The following is a 21,817-nucleotide window of genomic DNA, read 5'->3' on the forward strand; positions in this document are numbered from 1 at the left end:
CACATGAAATTGTCGAACGGACAGCAGGATGTCTTGCAGCTGTTGGCCTGGTTGCATCTGCAATGCGGTAAGCCCGAGCGGGCGCGGGTGTTGCTGGAGGTGCTGTTGCGCGTCGATCCCCTGCATCGCGGCGGGTGTCGGGCCGCCGTGGTGGTGGCGCTGGAGCTGGGCGATTGGGCGGGGGCCGAACGGCAGTGCCTGGCGCTGCGTGAGGCGGGCGAGTTGCGGCCGCCCTTGTGGCTGTGCCTGAGCCAGGCGCAGCAAATGGCCGGACGACTGGAGCAGGCCCAGGCCACCTATGCCGAGTACCAGCATCGCAAGGCACGCCCATGAAGCAGCTGACCCGGATACTTGGCCAGATCGGCGCGCGCAAGGACCTGATGCTGGCCGTGATGTTGCTGGCGGTAGTGTTCATGATGATCCTGCCACTGCCGCCCCTGCTGCTGGACCTGCTGATCGCCCTGAACATCACCATCGCCGTGGTGCTGCTGATGATGTCGGTGTACGTGGTCTCGCCGCTGCATTTCTCGGTGTTCCCCTCGGTGCTGCTGGTCACCACGCTGTTCCGCCTGGCGCTGTCGGTCAGTACCACGCGGATGATCCTGCTGGAGGCCGATGCCGGGCAGATTGTGCAGACCTTCGGCGACTTCGTGGTGGGTGGCAACCTGGTGGTGGGCTGCATCCTGTTCCTGATCATCACCATCGTGCAGTTCCTGGTCATCACCAAGGGCGCCGAGCGGGTGGCGGAAGTCAGCGCGCGGTTTTCCCTCGACGCCATGCCGGGCAAGCAGATGAGCATCGACGGCGACCTGCGCGCCGGGGTCATCGACGTCAACGAGGCCCGTGAGCGCCGTGGCGAGGTGGAGAAGGCCAGCCAGATGTTCGGCGCCATGGACGGGGCGATGAAGTTCGTCAAGGGTGATGCCATCGCCGGGTTGGTGATCATCATCGTCAACCTGCTGGCAGGGCTGGCCATCGGCGTGATGCAGAAGGGCATGAGCGCGGGAGATGCGCTGCAGCTTTACGCGGTGCTCACCGTCGGCGACGGCATGGTCAGCCAGGTGCCGGCGTTGTTGATCGCCATCACCGCGGGAATCATCGTCACCCGCGACGGTCAAGGTGCCCATGATCTGGGGGCGAATATCGGCAGCCAGGTCATGGCACAGCCCAAGGCGCTGCTGATCGGTGGCGCCTTGCTGGGGTTGTTCGCGCTCATCCCGGGCTTCCCGACAGTCACGTTCTTCATTCTCGCGTTGCTGGTCGGCGGCGGAGGCTGGTGGGCGATTCGCCAGCGGCGCGTCGAAGAGGCAGGCCAGCAGCACAGCGGCGGTCTGCCGGCGTTGCTGGCCAATGGTGCTGGCGCGCCCGCGCTGAAGCCCGCTGGCAAGGCGAAGGCGGGCGGCGATACGCAGGCCTTTGCCCTGACGGTGCCCTTGCTCATCGATGTCGACAGCGGGTTGCAAGCCGCCCTGGAGGCCGCCTCGTTGAACGATGAACTGGCACGGGTTCGTCAGGCGCTCTACCTGGACCATGGCGTGCCGTTCCCTGGTATCCGCCTGCGCTTCAACAGCGCGCTCGGCCCCGGAGAGTACCGCATCCTGTTGCAGGAGGTGCCAGTGGCGCGAGGCAAGCTGATGCCTGGGTATCTTCTGGTTCAAGAGAAGACCAGCCAGCTGGAGCTTGTCGGCGTACCCTACGTAGAGGGCGAAGCGCTCTTGCCTGGGCGTGCGAGCCTTTGGGCGGAGCAGACCCAGCGTGACCGCCTGGAGTATGCCGGCTGTGCCTTCCTGGCGGTCGACCAGGTGCTCGCCTGGCACCTGTCCCATGTGTTGTGCGAATACGCCGGGGATTTCGTCGGCATCCAGGAGACCCGCTACCTGCTGGAGCAGATGGAGCAGGGCTATGCCGAGCTGGTCAAGGAGGTACAGCGGATCCTGCCGTTGCAGCGAATCACCGAGGTCTTCCAGCGGCTGGTGAGCGAGGGCATCTCGATCCGCAACATGCGTTCGATCCTCGAGGCCCTGGTCGAATGGGGGCAGAAGGAAAAGGACGTGGTGCAGCTGGCCGAATATGTGCGCAGCAGCCTCAAACGCTACATCTGCTACAAGTACGCCAGTGGCCACAACCTGTTGCCGGCCTATCTGCTCGACCCGGCGGTCGAGGAGATGATTCGCAACGGCATCCGCCAGACCAGCGCTGGCAGCTACCTGGCCCTGGAACCGGCGCAGAGTGATGCCTTTCTCGCCCAGGTCAAGGCTGCGCTGGGCAACCTGCATGAAGCCCAGGCAAGGCCCGTGCTGGTAGTGTCCATGGACATCCGGCGCTATGTGCGCAAGCTGGTCGAAGGCGTTTACTCCGATCTGCCGGTGTTGTCCTTTCAGGAACTCACCACGCAGATCAACATCCAGCCACTGGGACGCATTGGCTGACGCCATTCTGACGTCAGAAACCGTACCCCTGAACTACAAAATCGCGGCCGGGCCTGACGGAACGGCCGTCACCTTCTCCATAGACTTCATCTGTCGGTACCTCAGCCTGGTCATGGCCAGCCTCGCCTCGAGACGGGGTACCCAGCCAACCGGAAACAGATGATGAGCAGCTCTATCGACGTATTGAATCGCCCAGCGCCCTTGCCGCCTGTCGATCGCGTGGAACCCTCGCAGATCGGGGTAGACATTCAGAGGGTGGCGCAGTTTCTCGACAAGAAAGCGATCACGGCCGTAGATGATCAAGGCCTGCCTTTGAGCCGCGAGCACCGGTGGCAGGTCATCGAGACCTTGCTGGGCCCCGAGGGGCAGGCGCGATTGGCGCAGAGCCGGCCCTACTTCGACAGCCTGCTGCCGCATCCGCTGCCCGACCAGCCTGTCGATGCGCTGATCCAGTTGCTGGAAGCCTATGCGGCATGGTTGCCGGGCGCACCCGTGCAGTTGGTGAACCTGGGCGAACGGCTACGCATGGACGAGCTGGTGATGGCGGCGATGGGGTTGCGCATGCGCAAGCAGAAAGCCGAGCGTACCGAGCTCAGCGAGCAACTCAAGAGTCTCACCGCGGAGCTGAAGATCTTCAGCGTGATCCAGTCCAAGGTCAACGTGGTGATGGCGAACAAGGGCACCTTCGATCTTACAGACTCGGGCCTCAACCTCTTCGACCGGAAGTTGTACGAACTGGATGAGGCAGCCTGGAAAACCAGCCCTGAATTCAGATTGCTTGCTTCGTACACGGTTGCCCGGAAAACCAGCCCTGAACACCGATTGCTTGCTTCGCCCAGCGATTTGGCCGTGACGGTTCGACAGTTCCTGGAAAGCACGCCCTCTGGCATTCCGCCCGATGGCAGTGATCGTCGTCTACACAAGGTCAGCGGAGCGATGACCGACCTGAAAGCCAAGTACGCCTGGGACAAGGACAACAACCCGCTGGCCAACTTCTCCCAGGCCTTGAGCGATCGCACCCGCATCGTCAACGACAAGTTGACGGAACAGATCACTCTGCTCAATGACGTGGGGGCGCGGTACACCACCTCCACCGAGGTGATGATGAAGTTCGTCGAGACGTGGTTCTCGATGCTGTCGAAGATTATGCAGAACTGAGGTGATTGATGACTGCAGCACAACAGACAGGCGCCGATGTTATCGAGGCCGAGGCGATTGAAAGCTTCTTCGCCGAGGGCGGCACGTTCGCCATGTTGCGCGGGGTTGGCGCGGCACAGCTTGAAACGCTCTATGCCCAGGCATTCGGCTTCTACCAGACGGGGCGGTTGGAGGATGCCTTGACCCTGTTCAAGGGGCTGGCGGCGCTCGACCACTACGACGCCCGGGCATTTCTCGGGGTGGCAGCCAGCTACCAGGGGTTGGAGCGTTATCAGGAGGCGTTGCCGGCCTACGCCTACGGCGCAATGCTCGCGCCGCAGGACCCTCGCTTTTGCTTGCATGCCGCTGAATGCCAGCAGCATCTGGGTGACCTGGTTTCGGCGCGCAGCGGCTACGAACAGGCGCAGGCCCTGGCAGAGAGCGGTGAACATGGCGGCTTGGCGAGCAGGGCGCAAGCGCTGCTTGAGGCATTGCGACAGAAGGAGGCTGCGAGCCATGCGAACTGAACATTTCGTCGCTGAACCGCGGGTGATCGCGGCTGCAAGCGAGATTGAAACGCCTGTGACGGGTTCTGCCGTTCGCTTGCAAGGCGATACCGGCATGGCCTCGGTAGACACGCCATTGCGGCCTGATCGTAGTGTCAGGTTGGACCCTCCGCTGATTCAGGAATCCTGGGCAACAGGATGGCACCTTCACGGCCTGATCGATAAAAGTGTCGACCCCGGGCGCCTCATGCTGCTGGCATTGGCCACGGTACCCGATGTCGGGGCATTGATACTCGGGCATTTCACCGGAGAGATCTCCGATGCCGAACTGGATATTCACCTCACTGAACTGCTTAGCCGGTTGGGCGCCCGCCAGACCGAACTCAACCTGCAGCAGGTTCGGCAGATGACCGAACAGAACCGCCAGCAGATGGCGCTCAACGCGCAGAAAATGGCAGAGGTGACCCAGCGCCACCAGGACGCCGGCACGGCAAGCGTTTTTGCCAAGGTCTTCGGCTGGGCGGCGGCCATCGTGTCCATCGTGGTCGGCACGGTGATGGTTGCGACAGGGCTGGGCGCCGTGGCAGGCGCCCTGATGATCGCCGGTGGCGGCATGGGGATAGTGTCCATGTCGTTGAACCAGGCGGCCGAGGACGGGCATATCTCAAAAGAAGTGATGAAGTACCTCGGGCCTGTGCTAATGGCGGTGGAAGTCGCCCTGGCGCTTGCCTCGGTGGTGCTGACCTGTGGCGGCAGCCTTGCGGTGGTCGCGGCCAAACTGGCCGGCAAGGTGAGTGGCAAGGCTGCACAGGTTGCCCTTTCGGTGGGCCAGAAAATCCAGGGCGTGGCCTCCAGCGGAGGCTCCTCGGTTGCCAGCGCGGGCACCCAGGCCAAGCTGCAGATGACCTTGACCGGTGCCAACATGGCGACCGCCACGCTGTCGGGTGCGGGTGAGGCGGCCAGTTCGGTCATGCAAGGGCTGGCGCTGCGCAGCGAGGCGCAACTGGCCGAAATGCGCTTGGTGCTGGAGCAGGGCCACGGCTATCTCGAGCAACTGGCCAAGGAACTTGAACAACTACTCGCAAAGAAGCAGCAACGCTTCGAGCAACTGCTGGAAATGCTGAGCGCACGTCACAAAGCCTGCGCGGATATCGCCTGTCGAAATGTTATTGCGTGATCAAGGAGCAATCATGAGTCTGTCTATTACCAACATCGATCGTTTACCCGCACTGGACTCCTCGTCATCGCTCATCGAGGGGCAGAATGCCGCGAAGCCCTTGGGGACGATGCTGGCCATGCCCAGTCCGGCAGCGCAAGCGACGACCGGCGAGCGACCAGGGCAAGTCGGTCTGGATGCGCCACAGGCGACGCCCAGCAGCCAGTATATTCAGTGCCTGCTGGACCTTATCCGCGCTTTCTCGCAGGGGCGCGACGGTAACACGCAAGCGCGCAAAACTCAGAATGAGATCAGCGTGCAGGCCAGCAAGGAGCAGATCGCCTGGATGAGAACCGCCAGCAACGCGCTGTTCGCCTCGGGGGGGGTCAATTGTGCTTTGAGTGTTTTCACGTTGGGCAGTGGCACCACCGGCATGCTCCGAAACCTGGGTGATGCGCGCACGATCAAGAGCCTGGAGCAAGCCAGCCACGCCGCCAGGCATGGTCAGCCTGGCGAGCTGACTGTGGCCGCGATAAAGCAGATCGACTTGAATCGTATCGAGACCAGGCACCTGCAGAACGGCATCGATACCCGCAACACCACTCTGCACACGCTCAATGGTGTGGCACAAAGTGGGGCTGCGTTCGGCACCGGCATCGCCCACGCCATCAAGTCGTCGCAGGATGTGCGGGCCAAGGAGCAGGAGCTTGCAGCAGCGGTTGCCGGCAACCAGAAGGAACTGTTCCAGCGCTACACCGATGATCAGACGAAAGCGATCGACGACATGCTCCAATTCCTCCAGAAGAGCCTGGGTAACGACAACCAGGGGTTCAGGGCTGCGGGCATCATGGCCTGATACGCCTGGTTGCTTGAAGGGATGTTGCGAGCCGCAAGGGTATGGACCCTTGCGGCCTTTTCATGCCAGTAATTCTGCGGGCACCGTATACGGCAGGCTGCCGTCGAAAAGTGCAAAAAAGACGCTAAGGGCTGATGGGGCCTGATGTGTGCCGGCGGTATCGTTCACTCAGCTTCCACAACGTTGGAAGCAAGATACTTCGGAGAAGACCTCTGTTCTTACTCGTGTGAGAGCGGTCTTTTCCTCAAGTCAAACGATGCAAGATGAGGTTTGCACGATGATCGAATCGGTTTCAACCAGTTGGATGTCAGGTGCCGAGTTGCACCCTGTCAACGAGAGCAATGGCTGCGCGCAGGTAAAAACCAGCGAGTCGGCGCAGCGCCTGGCACACCACGAGGAACCGCAGAAGAATGGCATCCTGATGCGCCTGTTCATTGCGATTGCCGAGTTCTTGGGTTTTCGCCCCGGTGGCGCGACGGGTAGGACGCAGGCCACGGCTTCGGCGCCGGACGTGATGCGTTCATTCAACGAACAGATGGCCAAGGGACTCCCGGATGTCATGAGGTTGCAGGCAAGCGGAATACTGGCCAAGCAGGAAAACCTGCCAACCGAGCAGTTCATGGCCAGCTATACGGAGCAGCTCACGGGCAGCAACATCATGCGTAACGCCAACTGCCTGTTGTCGAATGTCGTCAAGTTGGGCGAGCTTGTACCCGAGCTGAAGGTTGAGACGAGCATCAACGAGGTCGATATTGTCGGCGGATATGCTTTGAAGGAGGCTCAGTTCCCGGACAATATCGCACTGATGCAGAGCGACCCGATGGCTGCCGCCAAGGTGCTCGATGCGGTGATTTTCCTGGCTTCGAGATTTGCCGAGTTTCCAGACCCCGAACAGGTGGGGCCTGAAGCGGTGGTAAAGTTTGTCAAAGAGGTCGATGCCGAGTTCATTGAACTGTTCGGCCAGAAGTCTGATGCGCAGGCGCCAGCTGTCGTGGTGGATGTACGCGATGATGCCCCTTCAGTGATGGCTGGCACTTTGGGCGGAGCGAGCAATGCACAGCCTGTGGAGCCTGAAGCCATTCATGGCACGACGACTGCCGGACGGCCTGATCCGGTGACGTCGTTGAAGGCCATCAAGCTCGACTTTGTCAAGATTGACGACGAGGTCGCTTTGCCAACGCGCAATGATTTCTATGCGACCATGAATTCGCTGCAGCGGCCGACCAGTCCGCTTTCTCAGTCGTTTGAGCACCTGGAGCGCCTTGCCGAACATGGCAGTGCCACCGAAAAGGCAATTGCTTCAATGGTCCTGGACCACACGGCGATAGGACAGGCCCACTCCTACGGCGATCTTTTCGGGCCGCGGAAGCTCGAGCCCAATCTGCTGCAGGCCCACTCCGCGCTCTCATTCCTGGACACACTACAGAAGAAGCTGGACATGGCAGGGCGCCTGCTCGGCGACCTGCGGGCTGCCCAAGCGGCTTGAGTGTAACGCTGGCTGAAGCCTGCGAGCTTCAGCCAGCCCTTCGAATCCCGCCTGTTCACCCGGTATGAAACCAGCCCAGGGTGATCATCGCCACCACGATATAGCGCCCACCCTTGGCCAGGGTGACCAGCAACACGAAGCGCCAGAAGGGTTCGCGCATGATCCCGGCGATCAGGGTCAGCGGGTCGCCGATCACCGGCATCCAGCTCAGCAGCAACGACCATTGCCCCCAGCGCTGGTAGCGCTGCTGGGCGCGCTCCAGCTGGCGGGCGCTGAACGGGAACCAGCGCTTGTCACGCAGGTGCTCGATGGCCCGGCCCAGCAGCCAGTTGACGATGGACCCCAGCACATTGCCGAGCGTGGCGACCATTAGCAGGGTGGCCCAGGCTTGCGGGTCACGCAGCAGCAGCCCGACCAGCACCGCCTCCGATTGCAGTGGCAGCAGGGTCGCGGCGCCGAAGGCGCTGAGGAACAGCGCCCAGAGGCTGAGCATCAGTAGTTGGCGACCACGGTGTCCCGGTCGTCCTGGGTCACGCCGATGACCTGGTAGGCGTCCTTGTGGTCACCCATCTCCATGCCCGGCGAGCCCATGGGCATGCCGGGCACGGCCAGGCCCTTGAGGTCGTCGCGGTTGGCCAGCAGGCGTACCTGCTCGGCCGGCACATGGCCCTCGACGAACTTGCCGTTGATTACCCCGGTGTGGCACGAGGCCAGGCGCGGCGCCACGCCCAGGCGCTGCTTGACCGCGCTCATGTTCGGCTCGACATGGTCGTTGACGGTGAAGCCGTTGTCGCTCAGGTGCTTGATCCATTCCTTGCAGCAACCGCAGTTGGGGTCGCGGTAGACGTCGATGGTCTCGGCGGCCTGGGCCAGGCCGGTGAAGGCCAGCAGGCCGAGAGTGAGCAGGTGTTTGCGCAGCATGGTGAAGCTCCTGTGAAACTAAACATATCTGGTTGATCAGCGCCGACTCTGTAGGAGCAGCTCATAAAGGACCGGCGTCAAACTTTAGAAACGCAGGCGGACCCCGGCCACCAATCGGGTCTGGCCGCTGTCCTCGTCATCCGCTCGGGCCTGCTCGGCGCGGTTGCCGTGCAGGCGGTTGAAGCTGACTCCGACATAGGGCGCGAATGCCCGGGTGATCTCGTAGCGCAGGCGCAGGCCAACCTCGCTTTCTGCAAGCCCCGCGCCTTGTTCGCGCCCGGCGTCGTTACGCCCGAAGAAGTTGGCTTCGACGGTGGGTTCGAGGATCCAGCGATTGGTCAGCAGCATAGCGTAACCGGCCTCCAGGCGCAGCGCGGTCTGCTGCCGCTCGCCGGCGTAGGCGGTGGCTTCCAGCTCCAGGCCGTAGAGCGGCGTGCCCTGGATGCCGAAGGCGGCCCAGGCCTGGCCGCTGGCGGGCTTGAAGTCCTGGCGCACACCGCCGACCAGCTCCCACCAGGGGCTGATGGCATGGCCCCAGAGGGCCTGCAGCTCGGCCTTGTGGGTCTTGCCCTGTTCGCGTTCACCCTCGGTGCGCAGCCACAGGCGGTCGATATCGCCGCCGACCCAGGCGGTCGCGTTCCAGTTCAGGGCGCTACTGTTTTCGAAGTTCTGGTACTCCAGCTGGTCGACGATCACTGCCCAGTTGGTTGCCCGGTCATGCACCTGATGCCCCGGCAGGGGCGGGAAGGCGGCGCGGCGGTCGGCGTCGGTGACTACCGGCAAGGGTGTGCGTGGTTGGTCGGGGGGCGTTGCCGCGTGGTTCATCAGGCTGTGGTCCATGGGCATGCTGCCATGGTTCATCTGGCTGTGGTCCATGGGCATGCTGCCATGGTTCATCTGGCTGTGATCCATTGGCATGGCGCCATGGTTCATGTGGTCCATGCCTGCGGCCAGGGCCCGTTCACTGGCCAGCATGGCCAGCAGCGCGACACTGGTGGCGATACGGCGGTTGCAGTTCTCATTCATCGACCCGTACCTCGCGGAACATGCCGGTCTCCATGTGGTAGAGCAGGTGGCAGTGGTAGGCCCAGCGGCCCAGGGCGTCGGCGGTCACACGGTAGCTGCGTCGGCTGCCGGGGGGCATGTCGAGGGTGTGCTTGCGTACCAGGAAGCGCCCTTGTTCATCTTCCAGGTCGCTCCACATGCCATGCAGGTGGATGGGGTGGGTCATCATGGTGTCGTTGATCAGGGTGATGCGCACCCGCTCGCCATACTTCAGACGCAGCGGCTCGGCATCGCTGAACTTGATGCCGTCGAACGACCAGGCGAAGCGTTCCATGTGCCCGGTCAGGTGCAGTTCGATGTCCCGCGATGGCTCGCGCCCGTCCGGGTCGGGGTAGGGGCTGCGCAGGTCGGCGTAGGTCAGCACCCGGCGACCATTGCCGCGCAGGCCGATGCCGGGATCGGCTAGGTTGGCGCGGGGGGCCATGGTCTGCATGTCCACCAGCGGGTTGTCGGACTCGCTGGCTGGATGGCGTTGCATCATGGCCATGGCCGAGTGGTCCATGCCCGCCATGCTGCCGTGGTCCATCGCCGGCATGTTCGAATGGTCCATCTCGCCCATGCCGCCATGCCCCATGTCGTCCATGCTCAGCACCGGGCGTGGATCCGGCTCGGGTACTGGAGCTTGCAATCCAGCGGCGCGGGCCAGGGTGCCACGGGCGAAGCCGGTACGGTCCATGCTCTGGGCGAACAAGGTGTAGGCGGGCAGGTCGCCCACGGTGACCAGCACGTCATAGGTTTCGGCCACGGCGATGCGTAGTTCGTCCACGGTCACTGGGGTCACCGGCAGGCCGTCGGCGGCGATCACCGTGAGTTTCAGGCCGGGAATGCGGAAGTCGAAATAGGTCATCGCCGAGGCGTTGATCAGGCGCAGGCGCACGGTCTCGCCGGGCTGGAACAGGCAGGTGAAGTTGCCGTCCGGTGGCTGGCCATTGAGCAGGTAGGTGTAGCCGGCGGCGCTGATGTCGGCGAGGTCGGTGGGGCTCATGCGCATCTTTGCCCAGGCCCAGCGGTTGTCGAGGGTGTTGCGCCAGCCGCTTTCGGCGACATCGTTTATGAAGTCACCCACCGTGCGCTTGTGGTAGTTGAAGGCGTCGGACTGTTTCTTCAGCGTAGCCATCAGCGCTTCCGGCGCCTGGTCCGACCAGTCGCTGAACAGCAGCACATGGTCGCGCTGGTAGTTATGCGGTTCAGGTTCACGGGGCTCGATGACGATGGCGCCGTACACGCCGGCCTGCTCCTGCAGTCCGGAATGACTGTGGTACCAGTAAGTGCCGCTCTGGCGCAGGGTGAACTGGTAGAGGTAGTCGCCGCCCGGTTCGATCCCGGCGAAGCTAAGGCCCGGCACGCCGTCCATGTTGGCCGGCAGGATGATGCCGTGCCAGTGGATCGAGGTGGGCTGGTCCAGGCGGTTGCGCACGCGCAGGGTCACCGTGTCGCCCTCGCGCCAGCGCAGCTGCGGGCCGGGCAGGCTGGCGTTGATGGTCTGCGCGGTGCGCGGGCGGCCGGTGATGTTGACCGGGGTCTGGCCGATGAACAGTTCGAACTGCTGGCCACTCAGGTCGTGCAGCGGCAAGCGCCCCTCTGCTGCCTGGGCCAGCGGGCGCCACAGGCCAAGGCCGGCCAGGGCGGTGGCGGCGCCCAGGCCCTTGACGAAGGTGCGGCGGGTTGGAGTCGGTGGCATGGCGTGCTCTCGCTACAAAATTGCCACCATCCTTGCCGCCAGCGCCTGTCAGCCACCTGAGGCGCGGATTACAGATTTGTCAGGCAGCGGCCTCGGCGCCTTCCAGGTCGCGCATCAGCAGGCCGAACTCCAGGGACACCTGCTCGGGGATAGGCAGGTAGACCACATGGCCATCGCCCGGCGCCACCTCGATGGCCTGCTGCTGACGGTCGCACAGGCGGTGCAGGTCGAAGTGGTAGTTGCCGCGCGGAGTCATCAGTTCCAGATGGTCGCCCACGGCGAAACGGTTCTTCACCTTCACTTCGGCCAGGCCATCCACGCGCACCCCGGTCAGCTCGCCGACGAACTGCTGGCGCTCGGATACCGAGTTGCCGCGCTGGTAGTTCTGGTACTCGTCGTGCACGTGGCGGCGCAGGAAACCTTCGGTGTAGCCACGCTGGGCGAGGGATTCGAGGTTGACCATCAAACCGCGGTCGAATGGCCGCCCGGCCACTGCGTCGTCGATGGCCTGGCGGTAGGCCTGCACGGCGCGGGCGCAGTAGAAGTGCGATTTGGTACGGCCTTCGATCTTCAGCGAATGCACGCCCATATGTGCCAGGCGCTCGACGTGCTGGATGGCGCGCAGGTCCTTGGCGTTCATGATGTAGGTGCCGTGCTCGTCCTCGAATGCCGGCATTTCTTCGCCCGGGCGGTTGGACTCCTGCAACAGGAACACTTGGTCGGTGGGCGTGCCGATGCCCAGCGTGGGTTCGAATTCGCGGACGATGTCGCCGGTGGCGTTCTCGGTGGCCGGGGTCGCCTCATACTTCCAGCGGCAGGCATTGGTGCAGGTGCCCTGGTTGGCATCGCGCTTGTTCAGGTAGCCCGACAGCAGGCAGCGCCCGGAGTAAGCCATGCACAGCGCGCCATGCACGAACACCTCCAGCTCCATCTCCGGCACTTGCTGGCGGATCTCCTCGATCTCTTCCAGCGACAGCTCCCGCGACAGGATCACCCGGGTCAGGCCCATGCCCTGCCAGAACTTCACGCTGGCCCAGTTGACCGTGTTGGCCTGCACCGAGAGGTGGATGGGCATCTGCGGGAAGTGCTGGCGAACCAGCATGATCAGCCCAGGGTCGGACATGATCAGCGCATCCGGGCCCATCTCGATCACTGGCGCCAGGTCCTTGAGGAAGGTCTTGAGCTTGGCGTTGTGCGGGGCGATGTTGACCACTACGTAGAAGCGCTTGCCCTGGGCCTGGGCTTCCTGGATGCCGAGGGCCAGGTTGGCGTGATCGAACTCGTTGTTGCGTACCCGCAGGCTGTAGCGCGGCTGGCCGGCGTAGACCGCGTCGGCGCCATAGGCGAAGGCGTAGCGCATGGTCTTTAGGGTGCCGGCGGGGGCGAGCAGTTCGGGCGTGGCGAGAGAGGTCATGGTGCGCACCGGGCAAAAGGCGCGGATGCTAAGGCGGCGGCGTCGTGCAGGTATTGATCTGGGTCAACGGCACTTTTACCGATGCGCAGTGCACTAAATGGTTGAGCCCTCGAGGAACGCCGATGAACGAAACCGTACTGCAGAACAAAGCCCTGACCGTGTTGTTGGCCCTGGTGACCATCGCCTTCATCTGGATCATGTTGCCGTATTCCGGCGCGATCTTCTGGGCGGTGATCCTCGGCATCCTCTTCGCACCGCTGCAACGCCACCTGTTGTTGCGTTGCGGCGGGCGACGCAACCTGGCCACGGCGGTAGCCCTGGCCACCTGCCTGCTGGTGGCGGTGCTGCCGGTGATCATCATCAGCGCCCTGCTGGTGCAGGAGGGGGCAGCGTTGTACCAGCGCATCGAGAGTGGCCAGCTGGATATCGCCGGCTATATCGAACGGGGCAAGGACATGTTGCCGGCCTATGCCCAGCATTTCCTCGACCGCATGGGCATGGGCAACCTCGATGGCCTGCGCGACAAGATCACCAAGTGGGCGACCCAGGGCAGCCAGTTCCTCGCCGGCCAGGCGTTCAGCTTCGGCCAGGGCACCTTCGAGTTCCTGGTGAGCTTCGGCATCATGCTGTACCTGCTGTTCTTCTTCCTGCGCGAGGGGGCAGAGCTGGCGCGCAAGGTGCGCCAGGCGGTGCCACTGCCCGAGCAGCAGAAACGCCGCCTGCAGCTGAAGTTCAAGCGCGTGGTGCGGGCCACGGTCAAGGGCAACCTGCTGGTGGCGATCACCCAGGGCGCGCTGGGTGGCTTGATCTTCTGGATACTGGATATCCCCAGCGCGCTGGTGTGGGCAGTGCTGATGGCCTTTCTATCGTTGCTGCCGGCGGTGGGCGCGGGGATCGTCTGGGCGCCGGTGGCGGTGTACTTCCTGCTGGTCGGGGCGCTGTGGAAGGGGATCGTGCTGACGGCGTTCGGGGTGCTGGTGATCGGCCTGGTGGACAACCTGTTGCGGCCGATCCTGGTGGGCAAGGACACGCGCATGCCGGATTACCTGGTATTGGTTTCGACCCTGGGCGGGTTGGCGGTGTTCGGGCTCAACGGGTTTGTGATCGGGCCGTTGATCGCGGCGCTGTTCATTTCCAGCTGGGCGATCTTTGCCTCGACCAAGCCGCAGGTGCAGTTGCCGTCTTGAAGGGGGCGCAAGGCGCCCCCGGGGTCAACGGAAGCTGTAGGAAACCCCGGTATAAACCCCGAACCCTTCCCCCGGCGTCGAGCGGGCGATGTCCTGCCCGGCATCGTTGTACCCCGGCGTCACCGTCGCCGCGTAACGCTTGTTGGTCAGGTTGCGCAGGTCCAACCAGGTCTGCCAGTCGCGCTTGGGCGAATCCCAGCCCAGGCGTGCGCCGAGTAGTGCGTAGGCGTCGGCATGGTAGCTGTTGGCGTAGTCCACCTGCACCTTGGACGCCATCTGCGTGTTGACTCCGGCGTAGAAACCACTTGGCCAGTCGTAGCGCAGTTCGGCCTGGTAGTAGTGCATGGGAATGCCGGGCAGGCGGTTGTCGCCGAACTTGTCGTCGTCGCGGTAGTGGAAGTCGCTGAAGGTGTAGGCCTGGCGCAGGCTCAGCTTGCCGGTGCCGGGTTGTTCCCAGAGGAGGCTGTCCAGGCCGGCTTCGATGCCTTGGTGCACGGTGGGGCTGGCGTTGAATTCGCCCGTGACGGTCGGTTCGATCTCGACAGTCAGCAATTCGTGCCGTACCTGAGAGTAGTACCAAGCCAAGTCCCAACGACCGATTACCGAGTCGCCACGCGCGCCCAGTTCAAGCGTTGTGGCAGTCTGATTCTGCATTTCAATTGGCTGCGTCTGGAACTGTTCGCCTTTTACCTTTGGCGAGCTCCAGATGAGCGCCCAGGGATGAGGTGGTTCGACCGAACGACTCAGATTGCCGTAGACCTGCAAATCAGGTCGGATGTCGTAGCGCAGTCCAACCCGAGGCGCATAGTCCCAGTCATGCTGGCTGACCTTGCCGCCAACAGTAGGGTAGGTCACATCGCTTTCACGGCGGGTGTAGATCATCGCCAGACCGGTGGTCAACCAGAGATTCGGCACCAGTTCCAGGTCGTTGCCCAGATGTAGGACGGTATCGGAGCCCTGATAGCTGAAATCGCGGGTTCGTTCACCAACTGCCAGTGGCGCGTTGCCGGCTTCCTGCACACGAACGAACTCCGATGCACCGCTGTTGGGAAGGTGCTTGGTGGTTCTCCAGCCAATTGTGGTTTTGCTTTCGTGGCCGAACAACGTATCGCGGCGATGGTAATTGAGTGTGCCGCTCACATCGGTGTAGGCAACTTTAAGACGGTTGGCGCCTTCGCGAAGGTCCATGGGGTAGTCGTGATAGACCAGGCCGGTTTCTAGGCGTGAGTCATCGTTCAAATAGAACGTCGTCTTGTTAGCCAGCCAGGTGCTACCAGGTTGAGGGCGGTTGGCGTCGCGGCGCAGATACACTGGATTGGCAGCGCGTGGATCGTGCTTGATCTGGTCCTTGGTCAGGCGTCCGGCCAGGTCGTTCTCGGTCTCGCGGTAGCGCAGGTAGAAGCGCGTCTCCAGGTTCGGATTGAAGCGGTAGCCGACGTTGGCGGCGATGCCCTTGGCGCTGCCGCTGCTGTGCCGCTGGAAGCCGTCGTACTCGGCGTCGGTAAGCGCTACGTAATAGTCGAGGTTGCCCAGCACCTGTCCGGAGCTGATGTGCCGGCGCTGGTAGCCACGGCTGCCGACTTCGTAGCGCACCTGCAAGGGCGCGGCATCGTAGCCGGTGTGGGTCACGTAGTTGATCGCGCCGCCCAGCGCCAGCGCGCCCTGGTCGAAACCGTTGGCACCGCGCAGCACTTCGGCGCGGCTCAGCCACAGCGGTTCGAACAGCTCATAGGGCGTGCCGCCGGGACCTGTCAGCGGCAGGCCGTCGAACATCGTGTAGACGCCTGAACCGTGAGCACCCGGCGCGCGGTTGATGCCCGAACCACGGATCGACAGCTTGATGCCGTCGTTGCCCGCCGACTGGGCGAATACTCCCGGCTGGTAGGCCAGCACATCCTGATTGGTCGCCACTCGGCCCTGGCCCACCTTGTCCATGTCCACCAGGTTGTTGGCGCCGGGAATTTCACGCAGGTGATCGGCGGCGGCTTCCAGCTCGGACTGTTGATGGTCCTGGATCAGCACCTGGTCGAGTTCGACGCGGTTGGCGGCCTGGGCGGTGCCGGCGACGAACAGGGCCAGCAGGGAGTAGGGCAGGGTGGGGCGCATGGGGACGGGGTTCCAGATCGGGTGCGGGAGTCTGACGCTGCAAAGGGCAGACGAAGCACAGTGGTCGATCTGTAATAGCCATGGGGCCGCAAAGCGGCCCCAAAAAAGAACACCCCGCCGAGGCGGGGTGTCTTGTGTTGCTGTCAGCCGATCAACCGATCAGTTGCAGCCCCGCCTGCTGCACCATCTCCAGCAGCGGCTGCGGGTACACGCCCAGCACGAAGGCAAGGATCGCGATGGCCAGCAGCATCACGCCGCCGGTGCGCTGTTCCCACTTCAGCGGGGCGTCGTGGCGACGCAGGTTCGGCTCGACCAGGTACAGGGTGACCATGACACGCAGGTAGTAGTACACGCCGATGGCGCTACCGATCACCAGGGCGCCGACCAGCCACCAAAGGTGCGACTCGACGCCGGTGGCGATGATGTAGAACTTGCCGATGAAGCCTGCGGTCAGCGGGATACCGGCCAGCGACAGCATCATCACGGTCAGTACCGCGGTCAGGTACGGACGGCGCCAGAACAGGCCGCGGTACTCGTACAGGGCGTCGGCGTCACGGCCGGCGTATGGCGAGGACATCAGGGTGATCACGCCGAAGGCGCCGAGGCTGGTGATCACGTAGGTGACCAGGTACACGCCCATGGCTTCCAGGGCCAGGCCCTTGCTGGCGACCAGGGCGATGACCAGGTAGCCGAAGTGGGCGATGGACGAGTAACCCAGCAGGCGCTTGAGGTTGCTCTGGGTCAGCGCCAGCAGGTTGCCGATGATGATCGACGCCACGGCGATGACTGCCAGTACGGTGCTCAGCACACCGCTGCTGGCGGCGGGGGAGAGCATGAACAGGCGTACGACCACGGCGAATACCGCGACCTTGCTGGCGGTGGCCAGGAACGCGGCCACCGGCGCCGGGGCGCCTTCGTACACGTCCGGGGTCCACAGGTGGAACGGTACCAGCGACAGCTTGAAGGCCAGGCCCACCAGCATCATACCCAGGCCCAGCTGCGCCAGCAGGCTCGGCATGCTGGTGGCGGCCAGGGCCTTGCCCAGCTGGTCGAAGGTCAGGGCGCCGGCGTCGGCATACAGCAGCGCCATGCCGAACAGCAGGAAGGCGGAACCGGCGGCCGACAGCACCATGTACTTGATGCCGGCTTCCAGCGAGCGCTTGTTGAAGAACGCATACGCCACCAGGCCGTAGACCGGCACCGACAGCAGCTCCAGGCCGATGAACAGGCCGGCCAGGTGGTTGGCGCTGACCAGCACCAGGCCACCCAGTGCCGACATCAGCAGCAGCAGGTACAGCTCTTCACGGTTGCCCGGGAAACCTTTGGAGCCTTCGCCGAGGTAGGCGTGGGCGAGGGTGACGCAGGCCAGGGTGGCCACCAGGATGATCGCCATGTACAGGCAGGCGAACTTGTCGATGGTCACAAGCGTGGTGACCGCCAGCGGTGCAACCTTGAGTGCCGGCAGGATCGACAGCAGGGCTAGGTTCAGACCCACGGTGGACAGCAGGAAAGTCTGCGAGTGATTGCGCTTCCAGGCGATCGCCAGCATCACCACCACCGTGGTGATGGTGGTGATCAGCATCGGCGCCAATGCGATGAAGTGTTGAGTGGTGAATTCCATAGCGCTCTTACCGGGCCGAAGCGAGTTGAGTGAAAGCGGAACCGAGCCACTGCTGCACACCGCTCATGGTGGCGGCAGAGGTGTCGAGGAACGGCTGCGGATACACGCCCAGCAGGATCAAGAGGCCAGCCAGGCCCAGCACCATGATCAGCTCGCGACTGTCCATGCCGGCCAGCACGGTGTCGGCCTTGGCCGGGCCGAAGTAGGCGCGGTGGATCATGATCAGCGAGTACACCGAGCCGAACACCAGGCCGGTAGTGGCGATCACGGTGATCCATGGGACGTGGGCGAAGCTGCCGATCAGGATCAGGAACTCGCCGACGAAGTTGCCGGTGCCTGGCAGGCCCAGCGAGGCGGCGGCGAAGAACAGGCTGATGGCTGGCAGATACGCGATGCGGTGCCACAGGCCACCCATCTGGCGCATGTCACGGGTGTGCAGGCGCTCGTACAGCTGGCCGGACAGGATGAACAGCGCGGCGGCCGACAGGCCGTGGGCCAGCATCTGGATCACCGCGCCTTGCAGGGCTTGCTGGCTGCCGGAGTAGATGCCGATCAGCACAAAGCCCATGTGCGAGACGCTGGAGAAGGCGATCAGGCGCTTGATGTCGGTTTGCGCGAAGGCCAGGAAGGCACCGTAGAAGATACCGATCAGGCCCAGGGTCATGGCGATCGGCGCGAACTCGGCCGAGGCGTTCGGGAACAGCGGCAGGGCGAAGCGCAGCAGGCCGTAGGCCGCGGTCTTCAGCAGGATACCGGCCAGGTCCACGGAACCTGCGGTCGGCGCCTGGGCGTGGGCGTCAGGCAGCCAGGAGTGGAACGGCACTACCGGCAGCTTCACCGCGAAGGCGATGAAGAAGCCCAGCATCAGGATGTACTCGATGCCAGCCGGCAGCTCGGCCTTGAGCAGGTCGCTGTAGTTGAAGGTGATCACGCCGGTGCTGTTGTAGTTGACCAGCACCAGGCCGAGGATCGCCACCAGCATGATCAGGCCGCTGGCCTGGGTGAAGATGAAGAACTTGGTCGCCGCGTAGATTCGCGTCTTCTTGCCATCGGCCGAGCTGTGACCCCAGAGCGCGATGAGGAAGTACATCGGCACCAGCATCATTTCCCAGAAGAAGAAGAACAGGAACAGGTCCAGGGCCAGGAACACACCGACGACGCCACCGAGGATCCACATCAGGTTGAGGTGGAAGAAGCCGACGTGGCGCTGGATCTCTTTCCACGAACACAGCACCGACAGCACGCCGAGCAGACCGGTAAGCAGGATCATCAGCAGCGACAGGCCGTCGAGGGCCAGGTGGATGCTGATGCCGAAGCGCTTGATCCACTCGACCTTGTATTCGAGGGCCCAGGCCGGTTCGGCGCCCGGCGCCGGGGCCAGGGTGTAGTTGCCGTTCGCCCACAGCCACAGGCCGATGCCGAGCAGCAGGGACATGGTCAGCAGCGCGATCCAGCGCGGCAGGGTGGAGCCGAAGCGCTCACCCAGCCAGCACAGGAAGCCGCCGATGAAGGGGATCAGGATCAGCCAAGGCAAAATCATGACGGGTTGGTTTCCTTTGGCAAAGTCGCAAGATTCATGGTCATACCGCGGCCACTACCACGGCACCGAGTACCAGTACGGCACCGACGGCGATCGAAGCGGTGTACCAGCGCAGCTGGCCGGTCTCGGTCTTGCTCATGGCGACGTGACCGCCGCGAGCCAGGCGAGGAATGAGGCCGATGCTGCGGTCAACCGGATCCTTGCGCAGGATGTGGCTGATCAGCAGGTAAGGTTTGACGAAGAGCTTGTCGTAGATCCAGTCGAAGCCCCAGGCGGCGAACCACCAGGCCGACAGGACGCGACCGATACCACTGTTGGCGATCGCGGTGACCAGGCGACGCTTGCCCAGGAACAGCAGGGCCGACAGCAGGATACCGGCGATGGCGATGGCGCCCGAGGCGATTTCCAGCGAGTGCTTGGCTTCGCCACCGGCGTGGCCGGCGCTTTCAGGCAGCACGCCTGCCAGTGGCGGGTGGATCCAGGCGCCGACGAAGGTCGACAGCACGATCAGCACGCCCAGCGGCAGCCAGTGGCTGATGCCGTGGCCGGCATGGGCTTCGGTCTTGGCTTCGCCGTGGAAGGCGATGAAGATCAGGCGGAAGGTGTACAGCGAGGTCATGAACGCGCCGACCAGGCCGGCGTACAGCAGGCCGCTGTTGCCGCTGGCGAAGGCTTCCCAGAGGATCTCGTCCTTGGAGTAGAAGCCCACGGTCAGGATCGGCAGGGCGGCCAGGGCGGCGCCACCAACCACGAAGCTGGCATAGGCCAGCGGCAGCTTCTTCCACAGGCCGCCCATCTTGAAGATGTTCTGCTCATGGTGGCAGGCAACGATCACCGCACCCGAGGCAAGGAACAGCAGGGCCTTGAAGAAGGCGTGGGTCATCAGGTGGAAGATCGCCGCGTCCCAGGCGCCGACGCCCAGGGCCAGGAACATGTAGCCGATCTGGCTCATGGTCGAGTAGGCGAGGATACGCTTGATGTCGGTCTGCACCAGGGCGGCGAAACCGGCCAGGACCAGGGTCACGCCGCCCACGACGCCAACCAGGTGCAGTACGTCCGGCGCCAGCAGGAACAGGCCGTTGGTACGGGCGATCAGGTACACGCCCGCGGTCACCATGGTGGCGGCGTGGATCAGTGCCGAAACCGGGGTCGGGCCTGCCATCGCGTCGGCCAGCCAGGTCTGCAGCGGCAGCTGGGCCGATTTACCGACCGCGCCACCCAGCAGCATCAGGGTGGCCAGGACCATCCAGGTGTCACCGGCCTGGAACTTCTGCGGTGCCAGCACCAGCAGCTCCTGCACGTTCAGGGTACCCAGCTGGACGAACAGGATGAACAGGCCGATGGCCATGAACACGTCGCCGATACGGGTGACGATGAACGCCTTGAGTGCCGCGTTACCGTTGTTGCGGTTGCTGTAGTAGAAACCGATCAACAGGTACGAGCACAGGCCCACGCCTTCCCAGCCGAAGTAGATGAACAGCAGGTTGTCGCCCAGCACCAGGAACAGCATGCTGGCGATGAACAGGTTGGTGTACGAGAAGAAGCGCGAATAGCCGGCTTCGCCACGCATGTACCAGGAAGCGAACAGGTGGATCAGGAAGCCCACGCCGGTGACCACGCCCAGCATGGTGACCGACAGGCCATCCACGTACAGGGTGAAGTTCGGCGCGAAGCCGTCCACCGACATCCACTGCCACAGCAGCTGGCTGTACGCGCCGCCTTCAGGCGGGGCGACGTTGAACTGCCAGATCACGTAGGCGGCGGTGGCCGCCGACAGACCGACCGAGCCGACGCCGATCAGCGCCGACAGGTTCTCCGAGAACCGCCCACGCGAGAACGACAGCAGCAGGAAGCCGATCAGGGGGAATACGAACGTCAGGAAGATAAGGTTCATCCGCGCATCTCACTGGCAGCATCGATGTCGAGAGTGTGGAAGCGGCGATACAGCTGCAGCAGGATCGCCAGGCCAATGCTGGCCTCGGCGGCTGCCAGGCTGATCACCAGAATGAACATCACCTGGCCGTCGGGCTGGACCCAACGGGCACCGGCGACGATGAACGCCAGGGCAGCGGCGTTCATCATGACTTCCAGGCTCATGAGCACGAAGAGAATGTTGCGGCGGACCATCAGGCCAACCAGACCTAAGCAGAACAGGATGCCGGCGACCGCCAGACCATGCTCGAGAGGGATAGCACCCATGATTTACTCCTTCGCCTCGTTGCGGCCCAGGTGGAAGGCGGTGACGGCTGCCGCGAGCAGCAGCATCGAGGCCAGTTCGACCACCAGCAGGTAAGGGCCGAACAGGCTGATGCCGACCTCTTTGGCGCTGACGGTGGTACCGCTGATGGCCGCGCCCGACGGGGTGACGAACAGCACGTAGAGCAGCTCCAGCAGCAGCAGGGCGGCGAGGATCACCGGCCCCGCCCAGATGCCCGGCTTGAGCCAGCCACGCTCCTGGGCGACCGAGGCCGGCCCGAGGTTGAGCATCATCACCACGAAGACGAACAGCACCATGATGGCACCGGCGTAGGCGATCACTTCCAGGGCACCGGCAAAGGGCGCACCGAGGGAGAAGAAGATCATCGCCACGGAGATCAGCGAAATGATCAGGTAGAGCAGGGCGTGCACCGGGTTGGTGCCGGTCACCACGCGCAGCGTGGAGACAACGGCGACACCGGATGCGAAGTAGAAAGCGAATTCCATCTTTCTGTC

The 21,817-nt window shown here is 63.6% G+C and carries 19 protein-coding genes; 8 read left to right on the plus strand and 11 right to left on the minus strand.

Going from position 1 to position 21,817, the window contains the following annotated elements; translation table 11 throughout:
• Positions 1 to 3: 3 nt before the first annotated feature.
• The 7 genes from sctY to ACODS9_RS09730 all read left to right on the plus strand — a co-directional run bounded on the left by sctY (position 4) and on the right by ACODS9_RS09730 (position 7,570).
• Complete coding sequence (gene sctY, locus ACODS9_RS09700) at positions 4 to 333, plus strand: type III secretion apparatus assembly chaperone SctY (protein WP_489093811.1); 330 nt, start codon at positions 4 to 6, stop codon at positions 331 to 333.
• Positions 330 to 2,429 carry a type III secretion system export apparatus subunit SctV gene (gene sctV / locus ACODS9_RS09705; RefSeq protein ID WP_489093812.1) on the plus strand — a complete coding sequence of 700 codons (2,100 nt, stop codon included), beginning with the start codon at positions 330 to 332 and terminating at the stop codon, positions 2,427 to 2,429. Before sctY ends, sctV begins: the two co-directional genes overlap by 4 nt.
• 162 nt (positions 2,430 to 2,591) lie before the next feature.
• A complete protein-coding gene (locus ACODS9_RS09710; protein ID WP_489093813.1) occupies positions 2,592 to 3,587 on the plus strand; it encodes a virulence-associated V antigen in 996 nt (331 codons plus the stop codon).
• 8 nt (positions 3,588 to 3,595) lie between these two features.
• The gene (locus tag ACODS9_RS09715) at positions 3,596 to 4,093 is read left to right on the plus strand and encodes a SycD/LcrH family type III secretion system chaperone (protein ID WP_489093814.1); all 498 of its coding nucleotides are present in this window, start codon (positions 3,596 to 3,598) and stop codon (positions 4,091 to 4,093) included.
• The gene (gene sctE / locus ACODS9_RS09720) at positions 4,083 to 5,249 is read left to right on the plus strand and encodes a type III secretion system translocon subunit SseC family protein (RefSeq protein ID WP_489093815.1); all 1,167 of its coding nucleotides are present in this window, start codon (positions 4,083 to 4,085) and stop codon (positions 5,247 to 5,249) included. Before ACODS9_RS09715 ends, sctE begins: the two co-directional genes overlap by 11 nt.
• Before the next feature lie 13 nt (positions 5,250 to 5,262).
• Positions 5,263 to 6,084, plus strand: coding sequence for a hypothetical protein (locus tag ACODS9_RS09725; RefSeq protein WP_489093816.1), 822 nt, complete (start codon positions 5,263 to 5,265; stop codon positions 6,082 to 6,084).
• Positions 6,085 to 6,361: 277 nt separating this feature from the next.
• On the plus strand, positions 6,362 to 7,570 hold the full coding sequence (locus ACODS9_RS09730) for a hypothetical protein (protein WP_489093817.1): 1,209 nt from the start codon (positions 6,362 to 6,364) through the stop codon (positions 7,568 to 7,570).
• A 55-nt stretch (positions 7,571 to 7,625) separates the two neighbouring features.
• On the opposite strand, the gene ACODS9_RS09735 is transcribed toward ACODS9_RS09730, so the two are convergent.
• The 5 genes from ACODS9_RS09735 to trhP form a co-directional block, all read right to left on the minus strand.
• Positions 7,626 to 8,063: a YqaA family protein gene (locus ACODS9_RS09735; protein ID WP_401109434.1), complete on the minus strand. Its 438-nt coding sequence runs from the start codon at positions 8,061 to 8,063 to the stop codon at positions 7,626 to 7,628.
• A complete protein-coding gene (locus tag ACODS9_RS09740) occupies positions 8,063 to 8,491 on the minus strand; it encodes a DUF411 domain-containing protein (RefSeq protein ID WP_401109436.1) in 429 nt (142 codons plus the stop codon). The genes ACODS9_RS09735 and ACODS9_RS09740 overlap by 1 nt, the downstream gene beginning before the upstream one ends.
• Before the next feature lie 84 nt (positions 8,492 to 8,575).
• Positions 8,576 to 9,517 carry a copper resistance protein B gene (locus ACODS9_RS09745; RefSeq protein ID WP_489093818.1) on the minus strand — a complete coding sequence of 314 codons (942 nt, stop codon included), beginning with the start codon at positions 9,515 to 9,517 and terminating at the stop codon, positions 8,576 to 8,578.
• Entirely contained in the window at positions 9,510 to 11,237 is a 1,728-nt protein-coding gene (locus ACODS9_RS09750) for a copper resistance system multicopper oxidase (protein WP_489093819.1), read from the minus strand. Before ACODS9_RS09750 ends, ACODS9_RS09745 begins: the two co-directional genes overlap by 8 nt.
• Before the next feature lie 79 nt (positions 11,238 to 11,316).
• Positions 11,317 to 12,651: a prephenate-dependent tRNA uridine(34) hydroxylase TrhP gene (gene trhP / locus ACODS9_RS09755; RefSeq protein WP_401109443.1), complete on the minus strand. Its 1,335-nt coding sequence runs from the start codon at positions 12,649 to 12,651 to the stop codon at positions 11,317 to 11,319.
• A 122-nt stretch (positions 12,652 to 12,773) separates the two neighbouring features.
• Here trhP and ACODS9_RS09760 point away from each other — a divergent pair, with 122 nt between their 5' ends.
• Positions 12,774 to 13,838: an AI-2E family transporter gene (locus tag ACODS9_RS09760; protein WP_367858861.1), complete on the plus strand. Its 1,065-nt coding sequence runs from the start codon at positions 12,774 to 12,776 to the stop codon at positions 13,836 to 13,838.
• A 24-nt stretch (positions 13,839 to 13,862) separates the two neighbouring features.
• Here the strand turns inward: ACODS9_RS09760 and ACODS9_RS09765 are convergent, their stop codons facing one another.
• The 6 genes from ACODS9_RS09765 to nuoJ all read right to left on the minus strand — a co-directional run bounded on the left by ACODS9_RS09765 (position 13,863) and on the right by nuoJ (position 21,808).
• On the minus strand, positions 13,863 to 15,944 hold the full coding sequence (locus ACODS9_RS09765) for a TonB-dependent receptor family protein (protein ID WP_489093820.1): 2,082 nt from the start codon (positions 15,942 to 15,944) through the stop codon (positions 13,863 to 13,865).
• A gap of 151 nt (positions 15,945 to 16,095) precedes the next feature.
• A complete protein-coding gene (gene nuoN, locus ACODS9_RS09770; RefSeq protein WP_046855037.1) occupies positions 16,096 to 17,565 on the minus strand; it encodes an NADH-quinone oxidoreductase subunit NuoN in 1,470 nt (489 codons plus the stop codon).
• Positions 17,566 to 17,572: 7 nt separating this feature from the next.
• On the minus strand, positions 17,573 to 19,105 hold the full coding sequence (nuoM, locus tag ACODS9_RS09775) for an NADH-quinone oxidoreductase subunit M (protein ID WP_038706425.1): 1,533 nt from the start codon (positions 19,103 to 19,105) through the stop codon (positions 17,573 to 17,575).
• Between the two features lie 40 nt (positions 19,106 to 19,145).
• On the minus strand, positions 19,146 to 20,999 hold the full coding sequence (nuoL, locus tag ACODS9_RS09780; protein WP_023631350.1) for an NADH-quinone oxidoreductase subunit L: 1,854 nt from the start codon (positions 20,997 to 20,999) through the stop codon (positions 19,146 to 19,148).
• Complete coding sequence (gene nuoK / locus ACODS9_RS09785) at positions 20,996 to 21,304, minus strand: NADH-quinone oxidoreductase subunit NuoK (RefSeq protein WP_023631349.1); 309 nt, start codon at positions 21,302 to 21,304, stop codon at positions 20,996 to 20,998. The genes nuoL and nuoK overlap by 4 nt, the downstream gene beginning before the upstream one ends.
• Positions 21,305 to 21,307: 3 nt before the next feature.
• Complete coding sequence (gene nuoJ, locus ACODS9_RS09790; protein WP_023631348.1) at positions 21,308 to 21,808, minus strand: NADH-quinone oxidoreductase subunit J; 501 nt, start codon at positions 21,806 to 21,808, stop codon at positions 21,308 to 21,310.
• Positions 21,809 to 21,817: the final 9 nt, after the last annotated feature.

It is taken from the genome of Pseudomonas sp. FG36 (assembly GCF_057809275.1).

What these genes read in the sequence shown, in the direction of transcription:
- sctV (WP_489093812.1), top strand. Translation starts at nt 330, where the DNA reads ATGAAGCAGCTGACCCGGATACTTGGCCAGATCGGCGCGCGCAAGGAC.
- ACODS9_RS09765 (WP_489093820.1), bottom strand. Translation starts at nt 15,944, where the DNA reads ATGCGCCCCACCCTGCCCTACTCCCTGCTGGCCCTGTTCGTCGCCGGC.
- nuoM (WP_038706425.1), bottom strand. Translation starts at nt 19,105, where the DNA reads ATGATTTTGCCTTGGCTGATCCTGATCCCCTTCATCGGCGGCTTCCTG.
- ACODS9_RS09730 (WP_489093817.1), top strand. Translation starts at nt 6,362, where the DNA reads ATGATCGAATCGGTTTCAACCAGTTGGATGTCAGGTGCCGAGTTGCAC.
- nuoK (WP_023631349.1), bottom strand. Translation starts at nt 21,304, where the DNA reads ATGGGTGCTATCCCTCTCGAGCATGGTCTGGCGGTCGCCGGCATCCTG.
- ACODS9_RS09735 (WP_401109434.1), bottom strand. Translation starts at nt 8,063, where the DNA reads ATGCTCAGCCTCTGGGCGCTGTTCCTCAGCGCCTTCGGCGCCGCGACC.
- nuoN (WP_046855037.1), bottom strand. Translation starts at nt 17,565, where the DNA reads ATGGAATTCACCACTCAACACTTCATCGCATTGGCGCCGATGCTGATC.
- sctE (WP_489093815.1), top strand. Translation starts at nt 4,083, where the DNA reads ATGCGAACTGAACATTTCGTCGCTGAACCGCGGGTGATCGCGGCTGCA.
- ACODS9_RS09715 (WP_489093814.1), top strand. Translation starts at nt 3,596, where the DNA reads ATGACTGCAGCACAACAGACAGGCGCCGATGTTATCGAGGCCGAGGCG.
- trhP (WP_401109443.1), bottom strand. Translation starts at nt 12,651, where the DNA reads ATGACCTCTCTCGCCACGCCCGAACTGCTCGCCCCCGCCGGCACCCTA.
- ACODS9_RS09725 (WP_489093816.1), top strand. Translation starts at nt 5,263, where the DNA reads ATGAGTCTGTCTATTACCAACATCGATCGTTTACCCGCACTGGACTCC.
- ACODS9_RS09750 (WP_489093819.1), bottom strand. Translation starts at nt 11,237, where the DNA reads ATGCCACCGACTCCAACCCGCCGCACCTTCGTCAAGGGCCTGGGCGCC.
- ACODS9_RS09760 (WP_367858861.1), top strand. Translation starts at nt 12,774, where the DNA reads ATGAACGAAACCGTACTGCAGAACAAAGCCCTGACCGTGTTGTTGGCC.
- sctY (WP_489093811.1), top strand. Translation starts at nt 4, where the DNA reads ATGAAATTGTCGAACGGACAGCAGGATGTCTTGCAGCTGTTGGCCTGG.
- nuoJ (WP_023631348.1), bottom strand. Translation starts at nt 21,808, where the DNA reads ATGGAATTCGCTTTCTACTTCGCATCCGGTGTCGCCGTTGTCTCCACG.
- ACODS9_RS09745 (WP_489093818.1), bottom strand. Translation starts at nt 9,517, where the DNA reads ATGAATGAGAACTGCAACCGCCGTATCGCCACCAGTGTCGCGCTGCTG.
- ACODS9_RS09710 (WP_489093813.1), top strand. Translation starts at nt 2,592, where the DNA reads ATGAGCAGCTCTATCGACGTATTGAATCGCCCAGCGCCCTTGCCGCCT.
- ACODS9_RS09740 (WP_401109436.1), bottom strand. Translation starts at nt 8,491, where the DNA reads ATGCTGCGCAAACACCTGCTCACTCTCGGCCTGCTGGCCTTCACCGGC.
- nuoL (WP_023631350.1), bottom strand. Translation starts at nt 20,999, where the DNA reads ATGAACCTTATCTTCCTGACGTTCGTATTCCCCCTGATCGGCTTCCTG.